Annotated in this window: 11 protein-coding genes; 5 read left to right on the top strand and 6 right to left on the bottom strand. The window is 67.9% G+C overall.

The annotated features are described in order from the left end of the window. The first annotated feature begins 90 nt into the window (after positions 1 to 90). From AC1RCS_RS06220 to AC1RCS_RS06205, 4 genes are all read left to right on the top strand, one after another. Positions 91 to 2,076 (top strand): DNA topoisomerase IV subunit B, encoded by a 1,986-nt coding sequence (locus AC1RCS_RS06220; protein WP_492244069.1) that lies wholly within the window; start codon positions 91 to 93, stop codon positions 2,074 to 2,076. Positions 2,077 to 2,166: 90 nt separating this feature from the next. Continuing rightward, positions 2,167 to 2,952: a lytic transglycosylase domain-containing protein gene (locus tag AC1RCS_RS06215; RefSeq protein ID WP_369642916.1), complete on the top strand. Its 786-nt coding sequence runs from the start codon at positions 2,167 to 2,169 to the stop codon at positions 2,950 to 2,952. Beyond that, positions 2,949 to 5,306: a DNA topoisomerase IV subunit A gene (gene parC, locus AC1RCS_RS06210; RefSeq protein WP_492244068.1), complete on the top strand. Its 2,358-nt coding sequence runs from the start codon at positions 2,949 to 2,951 to the stop codon at positions 5,304 to 5,306. Before AC1RCS_RS06215 ends, parC begins: the two co-directional genes overlap by 4 nt. 117 nt (positions 5,307 to 5,423) lie before the next feature. Beyond that, positions 5,424 to 6,527, top strand: coding sequence for a DNA glycosylase AlkZ-like family protein (locus AC1RCS_RS06205; protein WP_492244251.1), 1,104 nt, complete (start codon positions 5,424 to 5,426; stop codon positions 6,525 to 6,527). A gap of 29 nt (positions 6,528 to 6,556) precedes the next feature. On the opposite strand, the gene AC1RCS_RS06200 is transcribed toward AC1RCS_RS06205, so the two are convergent. After that, positions 6,557 to 6,940 (bottom strand): hypothetical protein, encoded by a 384-nt coding sequence (locus AC1RCS_RS06200; protein WP_492244067.1) that lies wholly within the window; start codon positions 6,938 to 6,940, stop codon positions 6,557 to 6,559. Between the two features lie 417 nt (positions 6,941 to 7,357). On the opposite strand from AC1RCS_RS06200, the gene AC1RCS_RS06195 reads away from it, so the two are divergent. Continuing rightward, positions 7,358 to 9,136: a methyl-accepting chemotaxis protein gene (locus AC1RCS_RS06195; RefSeq protein WP_492244066.1), complete on the top strand. Its 1,779-nt coding sequence runs from the start codon at positions 7,358 to 7,360 to the stop codon at positions 9,134 to 9,136. Positions 9,137 to 9,256: 120 nt separating this feature from the next. Here AC1RCS_RS06195 and AC1RCS_RS06190 read toward each other — a convergent pair whose 3' ends face one another. The 5 genes from AC1RCS_RS06190 to AC1RCS_RS06170 all read right to left on the bottom strand — a co-directional run bounded on the left by AC1RCS_RS06190 (position 9,257) and on the right by AC1RCS_RS06170 (position 15,578). Beyond that, the gene (locus AC1RCS_RS06190; RefSeq protein WP_218295443.1) at positions 9,257 to 10,138 is read right to left on the bottom strand and encodes a LysR family transcriptional regulator; all 882 of its coding nucleotides are present in this window, start codon (positions 10,136 to 10,138) and stop codon (positions 9,257 to 9,259) included. Positions 10,139 to 10,159: 21 nt separating this feature from the next. Beyond that, a complete protein-coding gene (locus AC1RCS_RS06185) occupies positions 10,160 to 11,245 on the bottom strand; it encodes an ABC transporter ATP-binding protein (RefSeq protein ID WP_218295442.1) in 1,086 nt (361 codons plus the stop codon). Between the two features lie 131 nt (positions 11,246 to 11,376). Next, positions 11,377 to 12,462 carry an ABC transporter ATP-binding protein gene (locus AC1RCS_RS06180; protein WP_218295441.1) on the bottom strand — a complete coding sequence of 362 codons (1,086 nt, stop codon included), beginning with the start codon at positions 12,460 to 12,462 and terminating at the stop codon, positions 11,377 to 11,379. Positions 12,463 to 12,496: 34 nt separating this feature from the next. Then, positions 12,497 to 14,248: an ABC transporter permease gene (locus AC1RCS_RS06175; protein WP_218295440.1), complete on the bottom strand. Its 1,752-nt coding sequence runs from the start codon at positions 14,246 to 14,248 to the stop codon at positions 12,497 to 12,499. A gap of 10 nt (positions 14,249 to 14,258) precedes the next feature. Further along, on the bottom strand, positions 14,259 to 15,578 hold the full coding sequence (locus AC1RCS_RS06170; protein ID WP_218295808.1) for an ABC transporter substrate-binding protein: 1,320 nt from the start codon (positions 15,576 to 15,578) through the stop codon (positions 14,259 to 14,261). Between the last annotated feature and the right edge of the window lie 59 nt (positions 15,579 to 15,637).

Here is a 15,637-nt window from a genome sequence, read left to right as displayed (position 1 = left end):
GGCCTGGGGGGCCCGGAGCACGCTGCCAGTGTTGTCATGACTGTTTTTTCATCCAGCTATTGCGCTGCTGCCGCACTACAATCCGCCGCTATGTCTGCCAAACCGTCTTCCGTGTCCACCAGTAGTGACTATTCCGAAGGGTCGATCCGCGTGCTCAAGGGCCTGGAGCCCGTCAAGCAGCGCCCGGGCATGTACACCCGCACCGACAACCCCCTGCACATCATCCAGGAGGTGCTGGACAACGCCGCCGACGAGGCGCTGGCCGGCCATGGCAAGAAGATCAAGGTCACGCTGCACGCCGACGGCTCGGTGAGCATCGAGGACGACGGGCGCGGCATCCCCTTCGGCATGCACCCCGAGGAAAACGCGCCGGTGATCGAGCTGGTCTTCACCCGCCTGCACGCGGGCGGCAAGTTCGACAAGGGCAAGGGCGGTGCCTACAGCTTCTCGGGCGGCCTGCACGGCGTGGGCGTGAGCGTGACCAACGCGCTGGCCACCCGCCTGGAAGTGAGCAGCCACCGCGAAGGCAAGGTCGCCCGGCTGGTGTTTTCGGCCGGCGACGTGGTCGAGCCCCTGGTGACCCGCGCGCTGGAAGCGGGCGAGCGCAAGCAGGGCACGACCGTGCGCGCCTGGCCTGATGCCAAGTATTTCGAGTCGAGCGCGCTGCCCATGGGCGAGCTCACCCACCTCTTGCGCAGCAAGGCGGTGCTGATGCCCGGCGTGTCCGTGACCCTGGTCAACGAGAAGACGCGCGACACCCAGACCTGGCAGTACAAGGGCGGCCTGCGCGACTACCTGATGCAGACGCTCAGCGGCGACCCGGTGATCCCGCTCTTCGAGGGCGAAGGCTATGCCGACCGCAACAACGAGAGTTTTGCCGAGGGCGAGGGCGCCTCCTGGTGCGTGGCCTTCACCGAAGACGGCCAGCCCATGCGCGAGAGCTACGTCAACCTGATTCCCACCAGCGCTGGCGGCACGCACGAAAGTGGCCTGCGCGACGGCCTGTTCAACGCCGTCAAGAGCTTCATCGAACTGCACAGCCTGCTGCCCAAGGGCGTCAAGCTGCTGCCCGAAGACGTGTTCGCCCGTGCCAGCTACGTGCTCTCGGCCAAGGTGCTCGATCCTCAGTTCCAGGGCCAGATCAAGGAGCGGCTGAACTCGCGCGACGCGGTGCGCCTGGTCAGCGGCTTCGTGCGCCCGGCGCTGGAGCTCTGGCTCAACCAGCACGTGGACTACGGCAAGAAGCTGGCAGAACTCGCCATCAAGGCCGCGCAGACGCGCCAGAAGGCCGGCCAGAAGGTCGAAAAGCGCAAGGGCTCGGGCGTGGCCGTGCTGCCCGGCAAGCTCACCGACTGCGAAAGCCGCGACATCGCCCACAACGAAGTCTTCCTGGTCGAGGGCGACTCCGCCGGCGGCAGCGCCAAGATGGGCCGTGACAAGGAAAGCCAGGCCATCCTGCCGCTGCGCGGCAAGGTGCTCAACACCTGGGAGGTGGAGCGCGACCGCCTGTTTGCCAACAACGAAATCCACGACATCTCGGTGGCGATTGGCGTGGACCCTCACGGCCCCAACGACACGCCGGATTTGAGCGGCCTGCGCTACGGCAAGGTCTGCATCCTGTCCGATGCGGACGTGGACGGCTCGCACATCCAGGTGCTGCTGCTCACGCTGTTCTTCCGCCATTTCCCCAAGCTCATCGAGGCCGGGCACATCTATGTGGCGCGCCCGCCGCTGTTCCGGGTGGACGTGCCCGCCCGTGGCAAGAAGCCCGCTGCCAAGATGTATGCGCTGGACGATGGCGAACTCACCGCCATCCTCGACAAGTGCGCCAAGGACGGCGTGGCCCGCGAGAAGTGCCAGATCAGCCGCTTCAAGGGCCTGGGCGAGATGAACGCCGAGCAGCTGTGGGAAACCACGCTCAACCCCGACACCCGCCGCCTGCTGCCGGTGCAGCTGGGCGACATGGACTTCGCCGCCACCGAAGGCCTGATCACCAAGCTCATGGGCAAGGGCGAGGCGGCCTCGCGGCGCGAGCTGATGGAACTGCACGGCGATGCGGTCGAGATCGACATCTGACCGGACCCGCCACCCACGGTGTCTGTGATGAAGAATCCACACAAAAACAGGCTCTTGCGCTTGTATTTATTGGGCTTGCTGCTATGTTTTATGCAGCAATCGGCCCAGGCGGACCTGTGGGCGCACGTGGACGAGCGGGGCGTGACGCATTTCGCCGCCGAGCAGGTGGACACGCGCTACCAGCTGTTTTTTCGTGGCAGTGATTTCGACTCGACCCGCGACGCCCCGGCCAACGCACCGCCCATGCCCTACGCGCTGCCTGCGGCCGGTGCGCGCTTGCTGGCCTTTTTTGACATCGCGCCCGACTACAAGCGCGTCAAGCACCACCTGCGCGCCGCCGCCAGCAAGCACGGCGTGGACTACGAATTGCTGCAGGCCGTGATCGCCACGGAATCCGGCTTCGACGCCACGGCCGTGTCGCCCAGGGGCGCCGTCGGGCTCATGCAGGTGATGCCCGCCACGGCCAGCCGTTTTGGTGTGAGCGCGGATGCCAGGCGCTCGGTGGAGCAGAAGCTGGCCGACCCGGCCGTGAACGTGCCCACCGGCACGCGCTATCTGCGCCACCTGCTGGACCTGTTCCCCGGCCGCATGGACCTGGCCGTGGCCGCCTACAACGCCGGTGAAGGCGCGGTGCAAAAGGCGGGCAACCAGATTCCGGCCTTCAAGGAAACGCAGAACTATGTGCGCACCGTGCTGGGCCTGTACGCCCAGCTCAAGCCGCCAGCCCCGGTGCTGGCGCAGCGCGCCGTGCCCGGCCGCGTGCGCATGGAGCTTTCGGGGGGCGCGCAGAACCGGGGCAACCTGCCGCCCACCCGCGTGGCGCAGACGCAAAGCGCCCCCCAGAACGTGAACCCAGAAACTGTACCCAACGAATGAGCGACCAACCCACTCTCGATTTCACCACCGCCGGCGATGACGGAGGCGACTCCCTGGGCCTGGCGGGCTATGCCCAGCGCGCCTATCTGGAATACGCGCTGTCGGTCGTCAAGGGCCGTGCGCTGCCCGACGTGTGCGACGGCCTCAAGCCCGTGCAGCGGCGCATTCTGTATTCGATGGACCGCATGGGCCTGGGCTACAGCGGCCCCACGCGCAACACGGCGGCCAAGCCGGTCAAGAGCGCCCGCGTGGTGGGCGACGTGCTGGGCCGCTTCCATCCGCACGGCGACCAGTCGGCCTACGACGCCCTGGTGCGCATGGCGCAGGACTTCGCCCAGCGCTATCCGCTGATCGACGGCCAGGGCAACTTCGGCAGCCGCGACGGCGATGGCGCCGCGGCCATGCGCTACACCGAGGCGCGCCTGTCGCGCATCACCAGCCTGCTGCTCGACGAGATCGACGAAGGCACGGTCGACTTCATGCCCAACTACGATGGCAGCGTTCAGGAGCCGCGCCAGCTGCCTGCACGCCTGCCGTTCGTGCTGCTCAACGGCGCCAGCGGCATCGCCGTGGGCCTGGCCACCGAAATCCCCAGCCACAACCTGCGCGAGATCGCCGATGCGTGCATCGCGCTCATCAAGACGCCCGCACTGAGCCAGGAAGACCTGCTGGCGCTCGTGCCCGGCCCCGACTATCCCGGTGGCGGCCAGATCATCAGCAGTGCCAGCGACATCGCAGACGCCTACCGCACCGGCCGCGGCAGCCTCAAGGTGCGCGCGCGCTGGAAGATCGAGGAACTCGCGCGTGGGCAATGGCAGCTCGTCATTACCGAGTTGCCGCCCGGAGTGAGCAGCAAGCTCGTGTTGGAAGAAATTGAAGAGCTCACCAATCCCAAGGTCAAGGTCGGCAAGAAGGCTCTGACGCAGGAGCAGACCCAGCTTAAGGCCAGTGTGCTGGCGGTTCTGGACACGCAACGTGACGAGTCCAACAAAGACGCGTTCGTGCGCCTGGTGTTCGAGCCCAAGACCGGCAAGACACCGCAGCAAGAACTCATCACCACGCTGCTGGCGCACACCAGCCTCGAATCGTCGGCGCCCATCAACCTCACGATGGTGGGGCTCGATGGCAAGCCCACGCAAAAATCCCTGCGGCAGATGCTGGAAGAGTGGATTGCCTTCCGCCAGGCCACCATCACCCGCCGCTCGCAGCACCGCCTGGGCAAGGTGCTGGACCGCATCCACATCCTCGAGGGGCGGCAGACCGTGCTGCTCAACATCGACGAGGTGATCGCCATCATCCGTGCGGCCGAGGATCCCAAGGCCGCGCTGATCGCGCGCTTCAGCCTCAGCGATCGCCAGGCCGAGGACATCCTTGAAATCCGCCTGCGCCAGCTCGCGCGGCTCGAAGCCATCAAGATCGAGCAGGAGCTCAAGGAACTGCGCGAAAGCCAGGGCAAGCTCGAGGACATCCTGAACAACCCGGGTTCGCTGCGCCGCCTGATGGTCAAGGAGATCGAGGCCGACGCCAAGACCTTCGCCGATGCGCGCCGCACGCTGATCCAGGCCGAGAAGAAGGCCGTGGCCGAGGTCAAGGTGGTGGACGAGCCCGTGACCGTGGTGGTCTCTCAAAAAGGCTGGGTGCGTGCGCGCACCGGCCATGGCCACGAGGCGGCGAGCTTTGCCTTCAAGGCCGGCGACGGCCTGTACCGCACCTTCGAGTGCCGCACGGTGGATACCCTGCTGGCCTTCGGCAGCAATGGCCGGGTGTACTCGGTGCCGGTGTCGGTGCTGCCCGGCGCGCGCGGCGACGGCCAGCCCGTGACCACGCTGATCGAGCTCGAGTCGGGCACGCAGCTCCTGCACTACTTCGCCGGGCCGGCCAGTGCCAGCCTGCTGCTGTCCAACTCGGGCGGCTATGGCTTCCTGGCCTCGGTGGAGAACATGGTCTCGCGCCAGAAGGGCGGCAAGGCCTTCCTCACGCTGGGCGAGGGCGAGACCGTGTGCCCCCCTTCGCATGCGGCGGGCAGCACCGGCGGCCAGCCGCTCGCGCCGGCCACGCACGTGGCCTGCGCCTCGGCGGGCGGGCGCATCCTGACCTTCGAGATCACCGAGCTCAAGACCATGGCCAATGGCGGCCGTGGCCTGATGCTGATCGACCTGGAGGCCAAGGACACGCTGGCCGGTGCCGCGGCCTATACGCGCAGCATCCGCATCGAGGGCATCGGCCGGGGTGGCAAGGAGCGCGAGGAGACCCTGGAGATCCGCTCGCTCAACAACGCCCGGGCCGCGCGCGGGCGCAAGGGCAAGGCGGCCGACCTGGGCTTCAAGCCTGCGGCCGTGGCGCGCGTGGAGTAACAGCGTGTTCAATGCCTTCTGGGAGGTTGCATTGGAGTGCAATCGCCCGATTTCACTCCAACCCTTGGGTCAAGGTACTTGTGCGACTCCAAAAAGACGTTGAACACGCTCCAAGCGATGGTGCGCTCACCCACGCTGGATGATCTGCGCCGCTACGCGATTGCACGCAGCCTGTTCAAGCCGCTGACGCTGCCCGGCGCGATCCGCAAGCTTGGTTTTGTGCAGGCCGACCCGATGCGGGCCCCCGCGCGGGCGCAGGACCTGATCCTGCGCATGCGGGTGCGCGGCTACCGCGCGGGTGACCTAGAGCGCCGCTACGAACGGCTGGGCATCGAGGAAGACGCCTTCGTCAACTACGGCTTCGTGTCGCGCGACATGCTGGCGCTGCTGCACCCGCGCACGCCGCGCCGGCCCTGGGATGTGGCCACCACCGGGCGCGCGCACGAGGTGCTGGCCTTCGTGCAGGAGCGGGGCGTGGTGCACCCGCGCGAGGTCAGCGAGGCGTTTGCGCACCATGGCCGCGTGGCGGGCTATTGGGGCGGAGAGCTCAACGCGAGCACCCGCCTGCTGGATGCCATGCACCACCACGGCTGGCTGCGGGTGTGCCGCCGCGAATCGGGCACCCGGGTGTATGCGCCGGTGGAGCACCCCGGGCAGGATGCCAGCCCCGCCGCCCGCATGGCGCGTGCCGAAGCCCTGGTTGACCGCATCGTGGCGCTGTATGCGCCGCTGCCCGCGCCCAGCCTGGGCTACCTCGTCACTTTGCTGCGGTACGGCGCCCCACAACTGGCGGCCGAAGCGCGCGCGGTGGCCAAGGCCGCGCAGTCGCGCTACGGCCATGCGGTGGTCGACGGCACGGCCTGGTTCTGGCCCGCGCAGGAGAACCCGGCATCGCGCCGCCACCAGCCGGACGCGGGGGTGCGGCTGCTGGCACCGTTTGATCCCGTGGTCTGGGACCGCCGCCGCTTCGAGATGCTGTGGGGCTGGGCGTACCGGTTCGAGGCGTATGTGCCCGCCTCCAGGCGCACCATGGGCCACTATGCGTTGCCCGTGCTGTGGGGCGAACAGATGGTGGGCTGGGCCAACCTGCGCATGGAGCGCGGGCAACTGCGGCACGCGCTGGGTTTTGTGGCGGGCCGCCCGCCCCGCGGCGCGGTTTTTCGGCGCGCGCTGGACGAAGAGCTGGCGCGCTTCGAAACCTTCCTGGGCGCCGGGGCCTGACGGCCTGCTGCCGTGCCTGGATCAGCGCTTCAGCATTTGCCCGCGGCTTTGCTGAGCGCGTTGCAGGAGGCCGGGGCGGCTGCAGGTGTCGCCGCCTTGCCCGCCATCGGCGTGCAGATGGCATCCGAATTCGGCGTCTGTCCGAACGACATGGCTTTCTGGAACCCCGTGGCGGAGTACATGTAGCACTGGTAGGTGGCGCCGTCGGTGGTCTTGGCGGTGTAGTTGATGCGTCCGCCGGTTTCTTCGCTCTTGTGGGTGATGGTGAAGGCGCCCACCTGGCGGCCAATGGCCGCCGAGGTGCGCTGTTCCAGGCCTTCCTGGCTGATGGTGGCGGCGCATCCGGACAGGCCCAGTGCGATCAGGAAGGGGGCGCCGAGTTGCGCGCGGCGGAACGTGCGGGAGGTTGTCATGTGATGGTGGCCTTGGGAGATGGATTCGGGCCAGTTTGACGGCTGCGCCGCCGCGCGTGAACCCGACCACGGTAGGGTTGCCATGCCGGTCCGTGAAAGACCGGTGTTGATCCTGCCGCCGGCTTGGCGGCAAAGCGACCCGTGCGTGCAGCCCAGTGCGTGGGCCTCGCCCATTGCCAGCTATCTCGCAGACTGCCCGATTCGCCGCCCTGGAAGGGCCGGGTGGCAGGGCCAGGCGGGGGCCCTGGCGCCCCTGCTGCCCTGAGCCCTTGCACAGCGTGGTTCGGGCTGCAATGCGGGGTCTTGCCGTGCAGCGCGGGCCCTGGGGATGACCCTCATGCATCAGGCCCGGGTTTGTGCAATGGTGTAACAGCGTGCAAATATCTGCGCGCCAACACAAGGCTGCAGGAGAACACCATGCCCAAGCGATTCCGGATGGCCCATAAACTCTGGATGGCGGTCTTGCTGATCGTGGTGCTGCTGGCGGCGGTGGTGGGGTTTTCCGGCTATCGCTCGGCCAAGGTGCAGGCCGAGGCGGACATGATGACCAAGGACATGGAGGCGCGTGTGCAGGCGGCGCTGCGCTGGTCCGGCCTCACCGAGACCAATGCGGCGCGCACGCAGGCGCTGATCGTGAGCAGCGACACCGCCGTCGAGGCCGAGTTCAAGGACCTGATCGCGGCGACTTCCGCGCAGATCAGCGAGGTGCAGAAATCGCTCGAATCCATGGCGCTGTCCGAAGCCGACAAGGCGCAGATGGCCAAGATCGCCGCCGCCCGCAAGACGATGACGGACCTGCGCGGCCAGGCCCGCAAGCTCAAGGGCGATGGCCAGCAGGACCAGGCGGTGGTGCTGGTCAAGCAGTCGTACAACCCGGCCGTGGCGGCCTACCTGCAGACACTGCGGGACTTCGTGCAGCAGCAGCAACAGACCGCCGAGGTCCGGCAGCGGGAGATGGCCGCGTCGCGCATGCTCACCGTGAAGATCGCCGCCGTGGCCGTGGGCCTGCTGCTGCTGGCCATCGTCGTGGGCGCCTACTACCTGATCGGCAGCATCCAGCGGCCGCTGGAGCAGGCCAGCGGGCTGGCCGAGCGCATCGCGGGTGGCGATCTGAGCATGCAGGAATCCGTGACCCGGGGCGATGAGTTCGGTGACCTGCTGCGCTCGCTTTACACCATGAGCAGCGCCCTGGGCCGGATGGTGCACCAGGTGCGCCAGAGCACCGACAGCATCGCCATCGCCAGCGCCGAGATCGCCACCGGCAACCATGACCTGTCGTCCCGCACGGAGCAGACCTCCAGCAACCTGCAGCAAACAGCCGCGGCCATGGAGCAGTTCACGAGCACCATCCAGCAAAGCGCGGGCAGCGCGCAGCAGGCCAGCAGCCTCGCGGCGGGCGCCACGGGCGTGGCGCGCCGTGGCGGCGAGGTCGTGACCCAGGTGGTGGTCACCATGCAGGACATCAACCACAGCAGCAAGAAGATCGCCGACATCATCGGCGTGATCGACGGCATCGCGTTCCAGACCAACATCCTGGCGTTGAACGCGGCGGTGGAGGCGGCGCGCGCGGGCGAGCAGGGGCGTGGCTTCGCCGTGGTGGCCAGCGAGGTGCGCAGCCTGGCGCAGCGCAGTGCCGAGGCCGCCAAGGAAATCAAGCAGCTCATCAGCGCATCGGTGGAAAAAGTGGAGGCGGGCTCGCGGCTGGTGACCGATGCCGGCACCACCATGACCGACATCGTGCAGTCGGTGCAGCGGGTGACGGACATGATTGGCGAGATCACCGCCGCCTCCTCGGAGCAGAGCGCCGGGGTCTCGCAGGTCAACCAGGCGATTGGCAACCTGGACCAGATGACCCAGCAGAACGCGGCGCTGGTGGAGGAGAGCGCCGCCGCCGCGCAGAGCCTGCGGGAGCAGGCGGACCAGCTGGCGCAGGTGGTGTCGATGTTCAAGGTGAATGCCGCCAGCCATGGACCGGCGCAGGCGGCCATTGGCGCCGCCCGTGCCGCGGCCGCCCAGCGGGCGCCCCTGCCCGCGGCTTCCGCCACGGCACCGCGGCCTCCCTCCGCAGCCCCGGCGGCCAAAGCGGCCCACCGGCCGGCGGCGGCCAAGGCGCAGGCGGCGCCTGCCGTGTCCGGGCCTTCCAGCCGCAAGCCGGCGGTGGCCCAAGGGTCTGAAGAGGAGTGGGAGTCTTTTTGACCCCTGCTGCCTGTGTGCGGTGATTGGGCCGCCGCGGGGCATGCCGCGCGGCCGGGCCACTCGATCTGGCCGTCCAGCATTGCGGGCACCGGCAGCGCGGCGTTCCCGCCCGCCTATTGCCTATTGATTCCAGACCCCGCGGATCATCGACGTCAGCGCCACCGTGAGCGGATCGCTGGCCCCTTCCGCCGAGGTGACGAGATAGAGTTTTGCATCAAGCTGCGCAGGCCCCCAGATCATCCAGTCCTGGCGCTCGCTGCCCCGGACTGCGACCTCTTCGCGCAGCAGCGCGCACCCGCTCCCAGCGCGCACATAGGCGTCCAGCCCGCTGGTTTCCTCTGCCTGCATGACAATGCGCGGCGCCAGGCCCTGGCGCTCGAACAGTGCCCGCATCAACTGGTGGATGTGGGAGTCGGCCAGGCCGTCGACCCAGGGCAGTTCGGCCAGCGTGCGCCACCCGCCCCGCTGCACGGACTCGCTCATCCGCACAGGCACCGCCACCCGGTAGGTCACCGAACGCAAGGCGACCCATTGCAGGTCGCGCGGCGGATTGGCGTCGATGAAGTAGCCCGCGGAAAGTGTGCCGGCGCGGATGAGGTCCAGCAATTGCAGCGATGAGTAGCTGCGCGTGCGCAACTCCACCAGGGGCAGTGCCTGGTGCACGCTGGCGGCCATCTCGCCCAGCCGCAGGAAGTCGGCAGGCTCGCTGGGCAGGCCGAAGTCAATGCGTCCCGTCAGCTCGCCGCGCAGCTGCCGGGCCACCGAACTCAGTTCGCTGCCCGCGGCCAGCAACGCCTCTGCCTTGGGCAGCAGCAGTTCACCGGTGCGCGTGAGCGTGAGCCGGCCGGCGCTGCGGTCGAACAGGGTCACGCCCAGGCTCTGCTCCAGGCTCTTGAGTTGTCCGGTGACCGCCGGCTGGGTGACGTGCAGTGCTTCGGCCGCCTTGGTGACGTTGCCGATGCGCGCGACGGTGACAAAGGCCCGGACTTGATAGAGTTCCATCGCTCACACGCTGCGCACGGCTCATCTGCTGTACAGGCGGACCAGGGAGGGATCGATGCCGACCGACACCGCACCGCCGGCCGGAAATTTCGACAGGCCTGCGTGGTGTGGCTGGTCGATGACCACGGCATGCGGGCCGACCTGCACCTGGTAGCGCGCAAATGCACCGTGGAACTCGACCGTCTCGACCATGCCTGGCAGCCACACGAAGCGCGCGTCGAGCCGCGCGTCCGCCACGTCGAGCCGGATGGTCTGCGGCCGGATGGCCACGATGACGCGGCGGCCATCCTCGGGCACCGCATCGGAGCTGATCACGATCTCGCCCCAGCCCGGGACGTCAAGGGAAACGGCGTTTCCGCGGCTGCAGCGGACGGTTCCCTCCAGCATGTTCATGGTGCCGACAAAGCCGGCGACGAACGGGGTGGCGGGGTAGTCGTAGAGCGCGATCGGGGTGCCGATCTGCTGCACACGCCCGTTGTTCAGGACGGCAATCCGGTCGGCGCTGGTCATTGCTTCTTCCTGGTCGTGTGTCACAAAAATCGTGGTGATGCCCAGCCGCCGCTGCAGCTTGAGCAGTTCCTGGCGCATCTGCACGCGCAGTGAACGGTCGAGGTTGGACAGGGGCTCGTCGAGCAGCAGCACCTGGGGCTGGGTTACCAGCGTGCGCGCCAGCGCGACCCGCTGCTGCTGGCCGCCCGACAGCTGGCTCGGGTTGCGGTGGGCGAAGGCGCCCAGTTCCACCTGGTCGAGCACCTCCGACACGCGCTGCTCGATCACCTTGCCGGGAAGCCTTCGCTCCACCAGCCCGAAGGCGACGTTCTCCCGCACGTTCAAGTGGGGCCACAAGGCGTAGTTCTGGAACACCACGCCCACGCGCCGCTCCCATGCGGGCTCGGTGGTGAGTTCTCGCCCGTCGATGACAAGCCGCCCGGCCTGGTGCTGGAGAAAGCCCGCGATGACGCGCAGCAGGGTGGACTTGCCGGAGCCGGAGGGCCCCAGCAGGGCGAAGAACTCGCCCGGCTCGATCTCCAGCGTCACGCCGTCCAGCACCACGACGCTGCCGTAGGAGAGCTGCAGTTGCTCACATCTGACACTGACCCTGTTCATGCGCGCTGCTGTTCCTGATGTCTGGCGGTTGCACACGCCATTGCCACGAGTGTCGTTGCGATGGCCGCTTCTACGCATCGGGACTAATGCCCGGTAGGGAAAAGCCCCGGGGGTTGAGCCGGGGGCTCGATTCAGGCGGGCAGCAGCCGTGTCTGCGCCGGCTCCAGGCCAATGCCCACGGGGCTGCCGGCCACGAACTTGGATGCGCCCAGGTGGTGCGGCTGGTCCACGGCCACGGACTGCGTCCCCACCCGGACCTGGTAGCGCGTGGCCTCGCCCAGGAATTCGCTGGATTCGACGATGCCGTTCATCCAGACGTAGCGCATGTCACTGCGCGCCGCCGCGGCATCGATCTGCAGCGCATGCGGCCGGAAGCTGAGTACCGCCCGTCCGCTGGCCGGGGCATGGCCGTGCGCGGGCACCTGCAGCCGTCCCACACCCTCGATGTCGAGGGTGACGTCATGCCCGTCGCGGGCTTGCACCGTGCCCTGCAGCAGGTTCATGGTGCCGACGAAGCCGGCCACGAACTCGTTCGCAGGCAGGTCGTACAGGTCCTGGGGCGTGCCCACCTGCTGCACCACGCCCTTGTCGAGCACCGCCATGCGGTCGGCCGTGGTCATGGCCTCTTCCTGGTCGTGCGTGACGAAGATGGTGGTGATGCCCAGGCGGCGCTGCAGCTGCAGCAGTTCCTGGCGCATCTGTACGCGCAGCGACTTGTCCAGGTTGGACAGGGGCTCGTCCAGCAGCAGCACCTGCGGCTCGATCACGATGGTGCGCGCCAGCGCCACGCGCTGCTGCTGCCCGCCGGACAGCTGGCCCGGCCGGCGCCGGGCAAAGCGCTCCAGGCCCACGGTGGCCAGCGCGGCCTCGACCTTGCGGACCTGCTCGGCCTTGGAGACCCGGCGCTCCACCAGGCCGAAGGCCACGTTGTCCCAGACGCTCAGGTGCGGCCACAGCGCATAGCTCTGGAACACCATGCCCACGTTGCGTTGCCAGGGCGCCATCCCGGTGACGTCGCGCCCGTCGATCAGCAGCTCTCCGTGCTGGTGCTGGTTGAAGCCGGCGATCAGGCGCAGCAGGGTCGACTTGCCGGAACCGGACGGCCCCAGCAGCGCAAAGAACTCGCCCGGCCTGATCTCCATGTGGATGTCCTTCAGGACTTCGTTGCTGCCATAGGCCAGGCGGATGCCGCGGCATTGGACACTGATTTTTTTCATGGTGCTTGTCTCCAATCGGGGGGAAGGGCAGGGCTCAGGTGCGTACCGGAGCAACTTCTGCGGGGAGGATGGGCAGGGGAGGCAGGTCTTCATCGACCGGCCGCTGCTTCAGGCGGCTGCCGGTGCGCTCCACGATCACGTGGGAGGCATAGGTGCCGATCGCGACGACCGCGATCGCCAGAACGCCCAGTGCCGCGCCAGGGCCACGGCCCGCGATGCTCTGCATGTACAGGTAGATGCCATAGCTCATGGGCGCCTGCGACTGCGAGGAGGTCAGCAGGATGGTGGCCGACAGCTCGACCGCCGCCGTGATGAAACTGGTGACGAAGCCAGCCAGGATCCCGCCCGCCATCAGCGGCACGACGACGCGCCGGATGGTGCGCATCTTGGTCGCGCCGAGGCTTTCGGCGGCCTCCTCCAGCGAAATGTGCACCTGCTGCAGCGCGGCGACGCACGAGCGCAGGGCATAGGGCAGCCGGCGCACGGCATAGGCAATCATGATCACCACCCAGGTGCTGGTGAGCAGCACGTCGGTGCCTGGCACCAGGACACCCTTGAAGAAACGCAGGTAGCCGATCGCCAGCACCAGCCCCGGCACGGCCAGAGCCGCCGTGGCGATCCAGTCCAGCCACTGGCGGGCCGGCAACCGGGTGCGCATGATCAGATAGGCGATGGTCGTGCCCAGCAGCACGTCGATGCCGGCCGCCATGCCGCAGTACAGCAGGGTGTTGGAGATCATGCCGCCAGCGTCCTGGAACACGGTGGCGTAGTGGGCCGCCGTGAAGCCGTCGGGCAGCGGGGCGAAGCTCCACACGGAGGCGAACGACAGCAGCAGCACGCCGATGTGGGGGGACAGCGTCAGCAGCAGGATGAAGCCGATCCACGCGTAAGCCAGCACCGTGCCCAGCGGGGAAAGCCTGCGGCGCTGGATGGCGCCGCCGCCCTTTTGCGTGGTCGCATAGTCCTTGCCCTTGAGCACGCGGGCCGACAGCGCCATGGCCGCGATCGAGAAGGCAATCATCAGCACGCTGATGACGTAGCCCAGCGGGTCGTCGATGCCCACCTGGGTGATGCGCAGGTAGGCCTGCGGCGCCAGCATGTTGGTGGTGCCCAGCACCAGCGGCGTGCCCAGGTCGTCGAACACCTTGACGAACACCAGCGACGCCCCCGCCACGAAGCCGGGCATCGCCAGCGGGAAGATGACCCGGCGGAACAGGCGCCAGCCGCGGCAGCCCAGGTTCAACGCCGCCTCCTCCATGGCGCCATCGATGTTCCGCAGCGCCAGCGTCAGGTTCATGAGGATGAAGGGGAAGTAATGCAGCGCCTCGACGAAGATCACGCCGTTGAGGCCGTCCATGATCGGAACCGTGAAACCCAGGTGCTGCTCGAGCAGCAGGTTCACCGTGCCCGAGCGGCCGAAGATCAGCTGCATCGCCACCGCGCCGACGAAGGGCGGCATGATCAGCGGCAGCACCCCCAGGGTCTGGATCAGCAGCGCGCCGCGGAACTCGAAGCGCACCGTGAAATAGGCCAGCGGCACGGCGATCAGCGCCGCCGCGATCGTGGCCATGGTGGCGACGTAGAGGCTGTTCCAGAAAGCCTCGGTCATCAGCGGCTGGTGGAAGAAGGCCGCGAAATGGCCCAGGGTCAGGCTGCCGTCGGCGTTGACGAAGGCCGAGAAGAACACCCAGGCGACGGGCAGCACCAGGAACAGCAGCAGGAAGGCCAGCACCAGGCCGGCCGCCAGCCAGGCGCCCGGCCGGGCCAGATGGAAGATGCGCGACATGAGTGGTCCTTTACTTGGCAAGGGCCCGGGCTTCTTCGGCGAGCTGGCGCGCCATCCGGTAGTTGTCGAGCGCCTTGCTGTTCCAGCCGCCTTCGGTGGCCGTCACCTCCCTGTTGGTGTCCGCGTTCTTCTTGTTGGACGTGAACAGGTTCAGGAACGCCGGGTCCTTGGCCATGGCCTCGGTCACGGGGGGCGTGAAGGCCAGTTCGCGCGCCCGCCTGACGCGGTTGGCGGCCTCGGTGTTGGGTTTTCCGGCCAGGGCTGCCTCGGCCTGGTGGATGGCCAGCGTGGCCGCCTGCAGTTCCTTGTGGCGGAAGGTGATCACCTGGTCGAACAGGGCGGTCACCACGTAGTAGCGCGCGGCGGACAGCTCGGGATCGAACTTCACCTTGGCGCGCTTGGCGACCTCGAAGGCGTTGGGGTAGCCGGCGGGCATTTTCATCTTGTCCGGCGGCAGCACCGGCAGGCGCGCCAGCTGCGGGAGCGTGAGCAGTTCCTGTCCTTCCCTGGACAGTGCGAAGCTGATGAAGCGCCGCGCCTCGGCCGGGTTCTTGCCCCCGCTGATGAGCGCAATGTTGGCTGGCACCACCGCGGTGACCGACGGGTAGGCGAACTCCACCGGAAAGCCCGAATACTTGCCGCTCAGGCCGAAGAAGTCGATCACCAGGCCGATGCCGAACTGTCCGTTGTTGACGCCGTCGGGCACGCCGAAGCTGCGTTCGGTGATCGCGGCCGAGTTGCCGGCAATCTGCAGCACCTGGTTCCAGCCCTTGTCCCAGCCCTCGCCCTGCAGGATGGCCTCGATCGTCAAGTGCGTCGTGCCCGAGCGGGAGGGCGAGCTCAGGGCCACGTGGCTGTGGTAGACCGGCTTGGTCAGGTCCGCCCACTCGGCGGGCGTGGGAAGCTTCTTGGCCGCGAGGTAGCGGGTGTTCCACATCAGCCCATAGCCCCCCAGGGCCTGGCCCAGGTAGAAGCCGTCCGGATCGTTGATGGGATAGCCGGCGATGTCCTTGGGCACCGCGGGATTGGCGAGGTCCGGAATGCGCTCGAGCAGCTTGCCCTTGCCCAGCACCTCGAACGCATCGGGCGCCGACGCCCAGAACACTTCGGGGCGCTGCCCCGCGCTGAGTTCGCGCACATAGGCCACGCCGGCGGTGGTGCTCTTGTTGAGGATTTCCAGCTTGATGTCGGGATGGGCCTTTTCGAAGGCGGTCTTGTAGGCCTGGGTCAGTTCCTTGGGAAAGGAGGTCACCACCGAGACGGTGCCGGCCTGGGCCCCGGCGGCGAGCAGGAATGCCGCCAACGCGGCAGTTTTGAGAATGGGGCGGATTGTCACGGATGTCTCCTTCAACGTTATGCGCGGCGGGTGCCGACAGGTCTTCTTGGGTC

This window comes from Acidovorax sp. GW823-FHT01C06, from assembly GCF_058798375.1.
The sequence above is the reverse complement of the archived record's forward strand: the minus strand, read 5'-3'. Positions and strand labels throughout refer to the sequence as shown.

Coding starts and splice junctions, on each gene's coding strand:
- AC1RCS_RS06220 (WP_492244069.1), top strand. CDS start 91: ATGTCTGCCAAACCGTCTTCCGTGTCCACCAGTAGTGACTATTCCGAA.
- AC1RCS_RS06215 (WP_369642916.1), top strand. CDS start 2,167: ATGCAGCAATCGGCCCAGGCGGACCTGTGGGCGCACGTGGACGAGCGG.
- parC (WP_492244068.1), top strand. CDS start 2,949: ATGAGCGACCAACCCACTCTCGATTTCACCACCGCCGGCGATGACGGA.
- AC1RCS_RS06205 (WP_492244251.1), top strand. CDS start 5,424: ATGGTGCGCTCACCCACGCTGGATGATCTGCGCCGCTACGCGATTGCA.
- AC1RCS_RS06200 (WP_492244067.1), bottom strand. CDS start 6,940: ATGACAACCTCCCGCACGTTCCGCCGCGCGCAACTCGGCGCCCCCTTC.
- AC1RCS_RS06195 (WP_492244066.1), top strand. CDS start 7,358: ATGCCCAAGCGATTCCGGATGGCCCATAAACTCTGGATGGCGGTCTTG.
- AC1RCS_RS06190 (WP_218295443.1), bottom strand. CDS start 10,138: ATGGAACTCTATCAAGTCCGGGCCTTTGTCACCGTCGCGCGCATCGGC.
- AC1RCS_RS06185 (WP_218295442.1), bottom strand. CDS start 11,245: ATGAACAGGGTCAGTGTCAGATGTGAGCAACTGCAGCTCTCCTACGGC.
- AC1RCS_RS06180 (WP_218295441.1), bottom strand. CDS start 12,462: ATGAAAAAAATCAGTGTCCAATGCCGCGGCATCCGCCTGGCCTATGGC.
- AC1RCS_RS06175 (WP_218295440.1), bottom strand. CDS start 14,248: ATGTCGCGCATCTTCCATCTGGCCCGGCCGGGCGCCTGGCTGGCGGCC.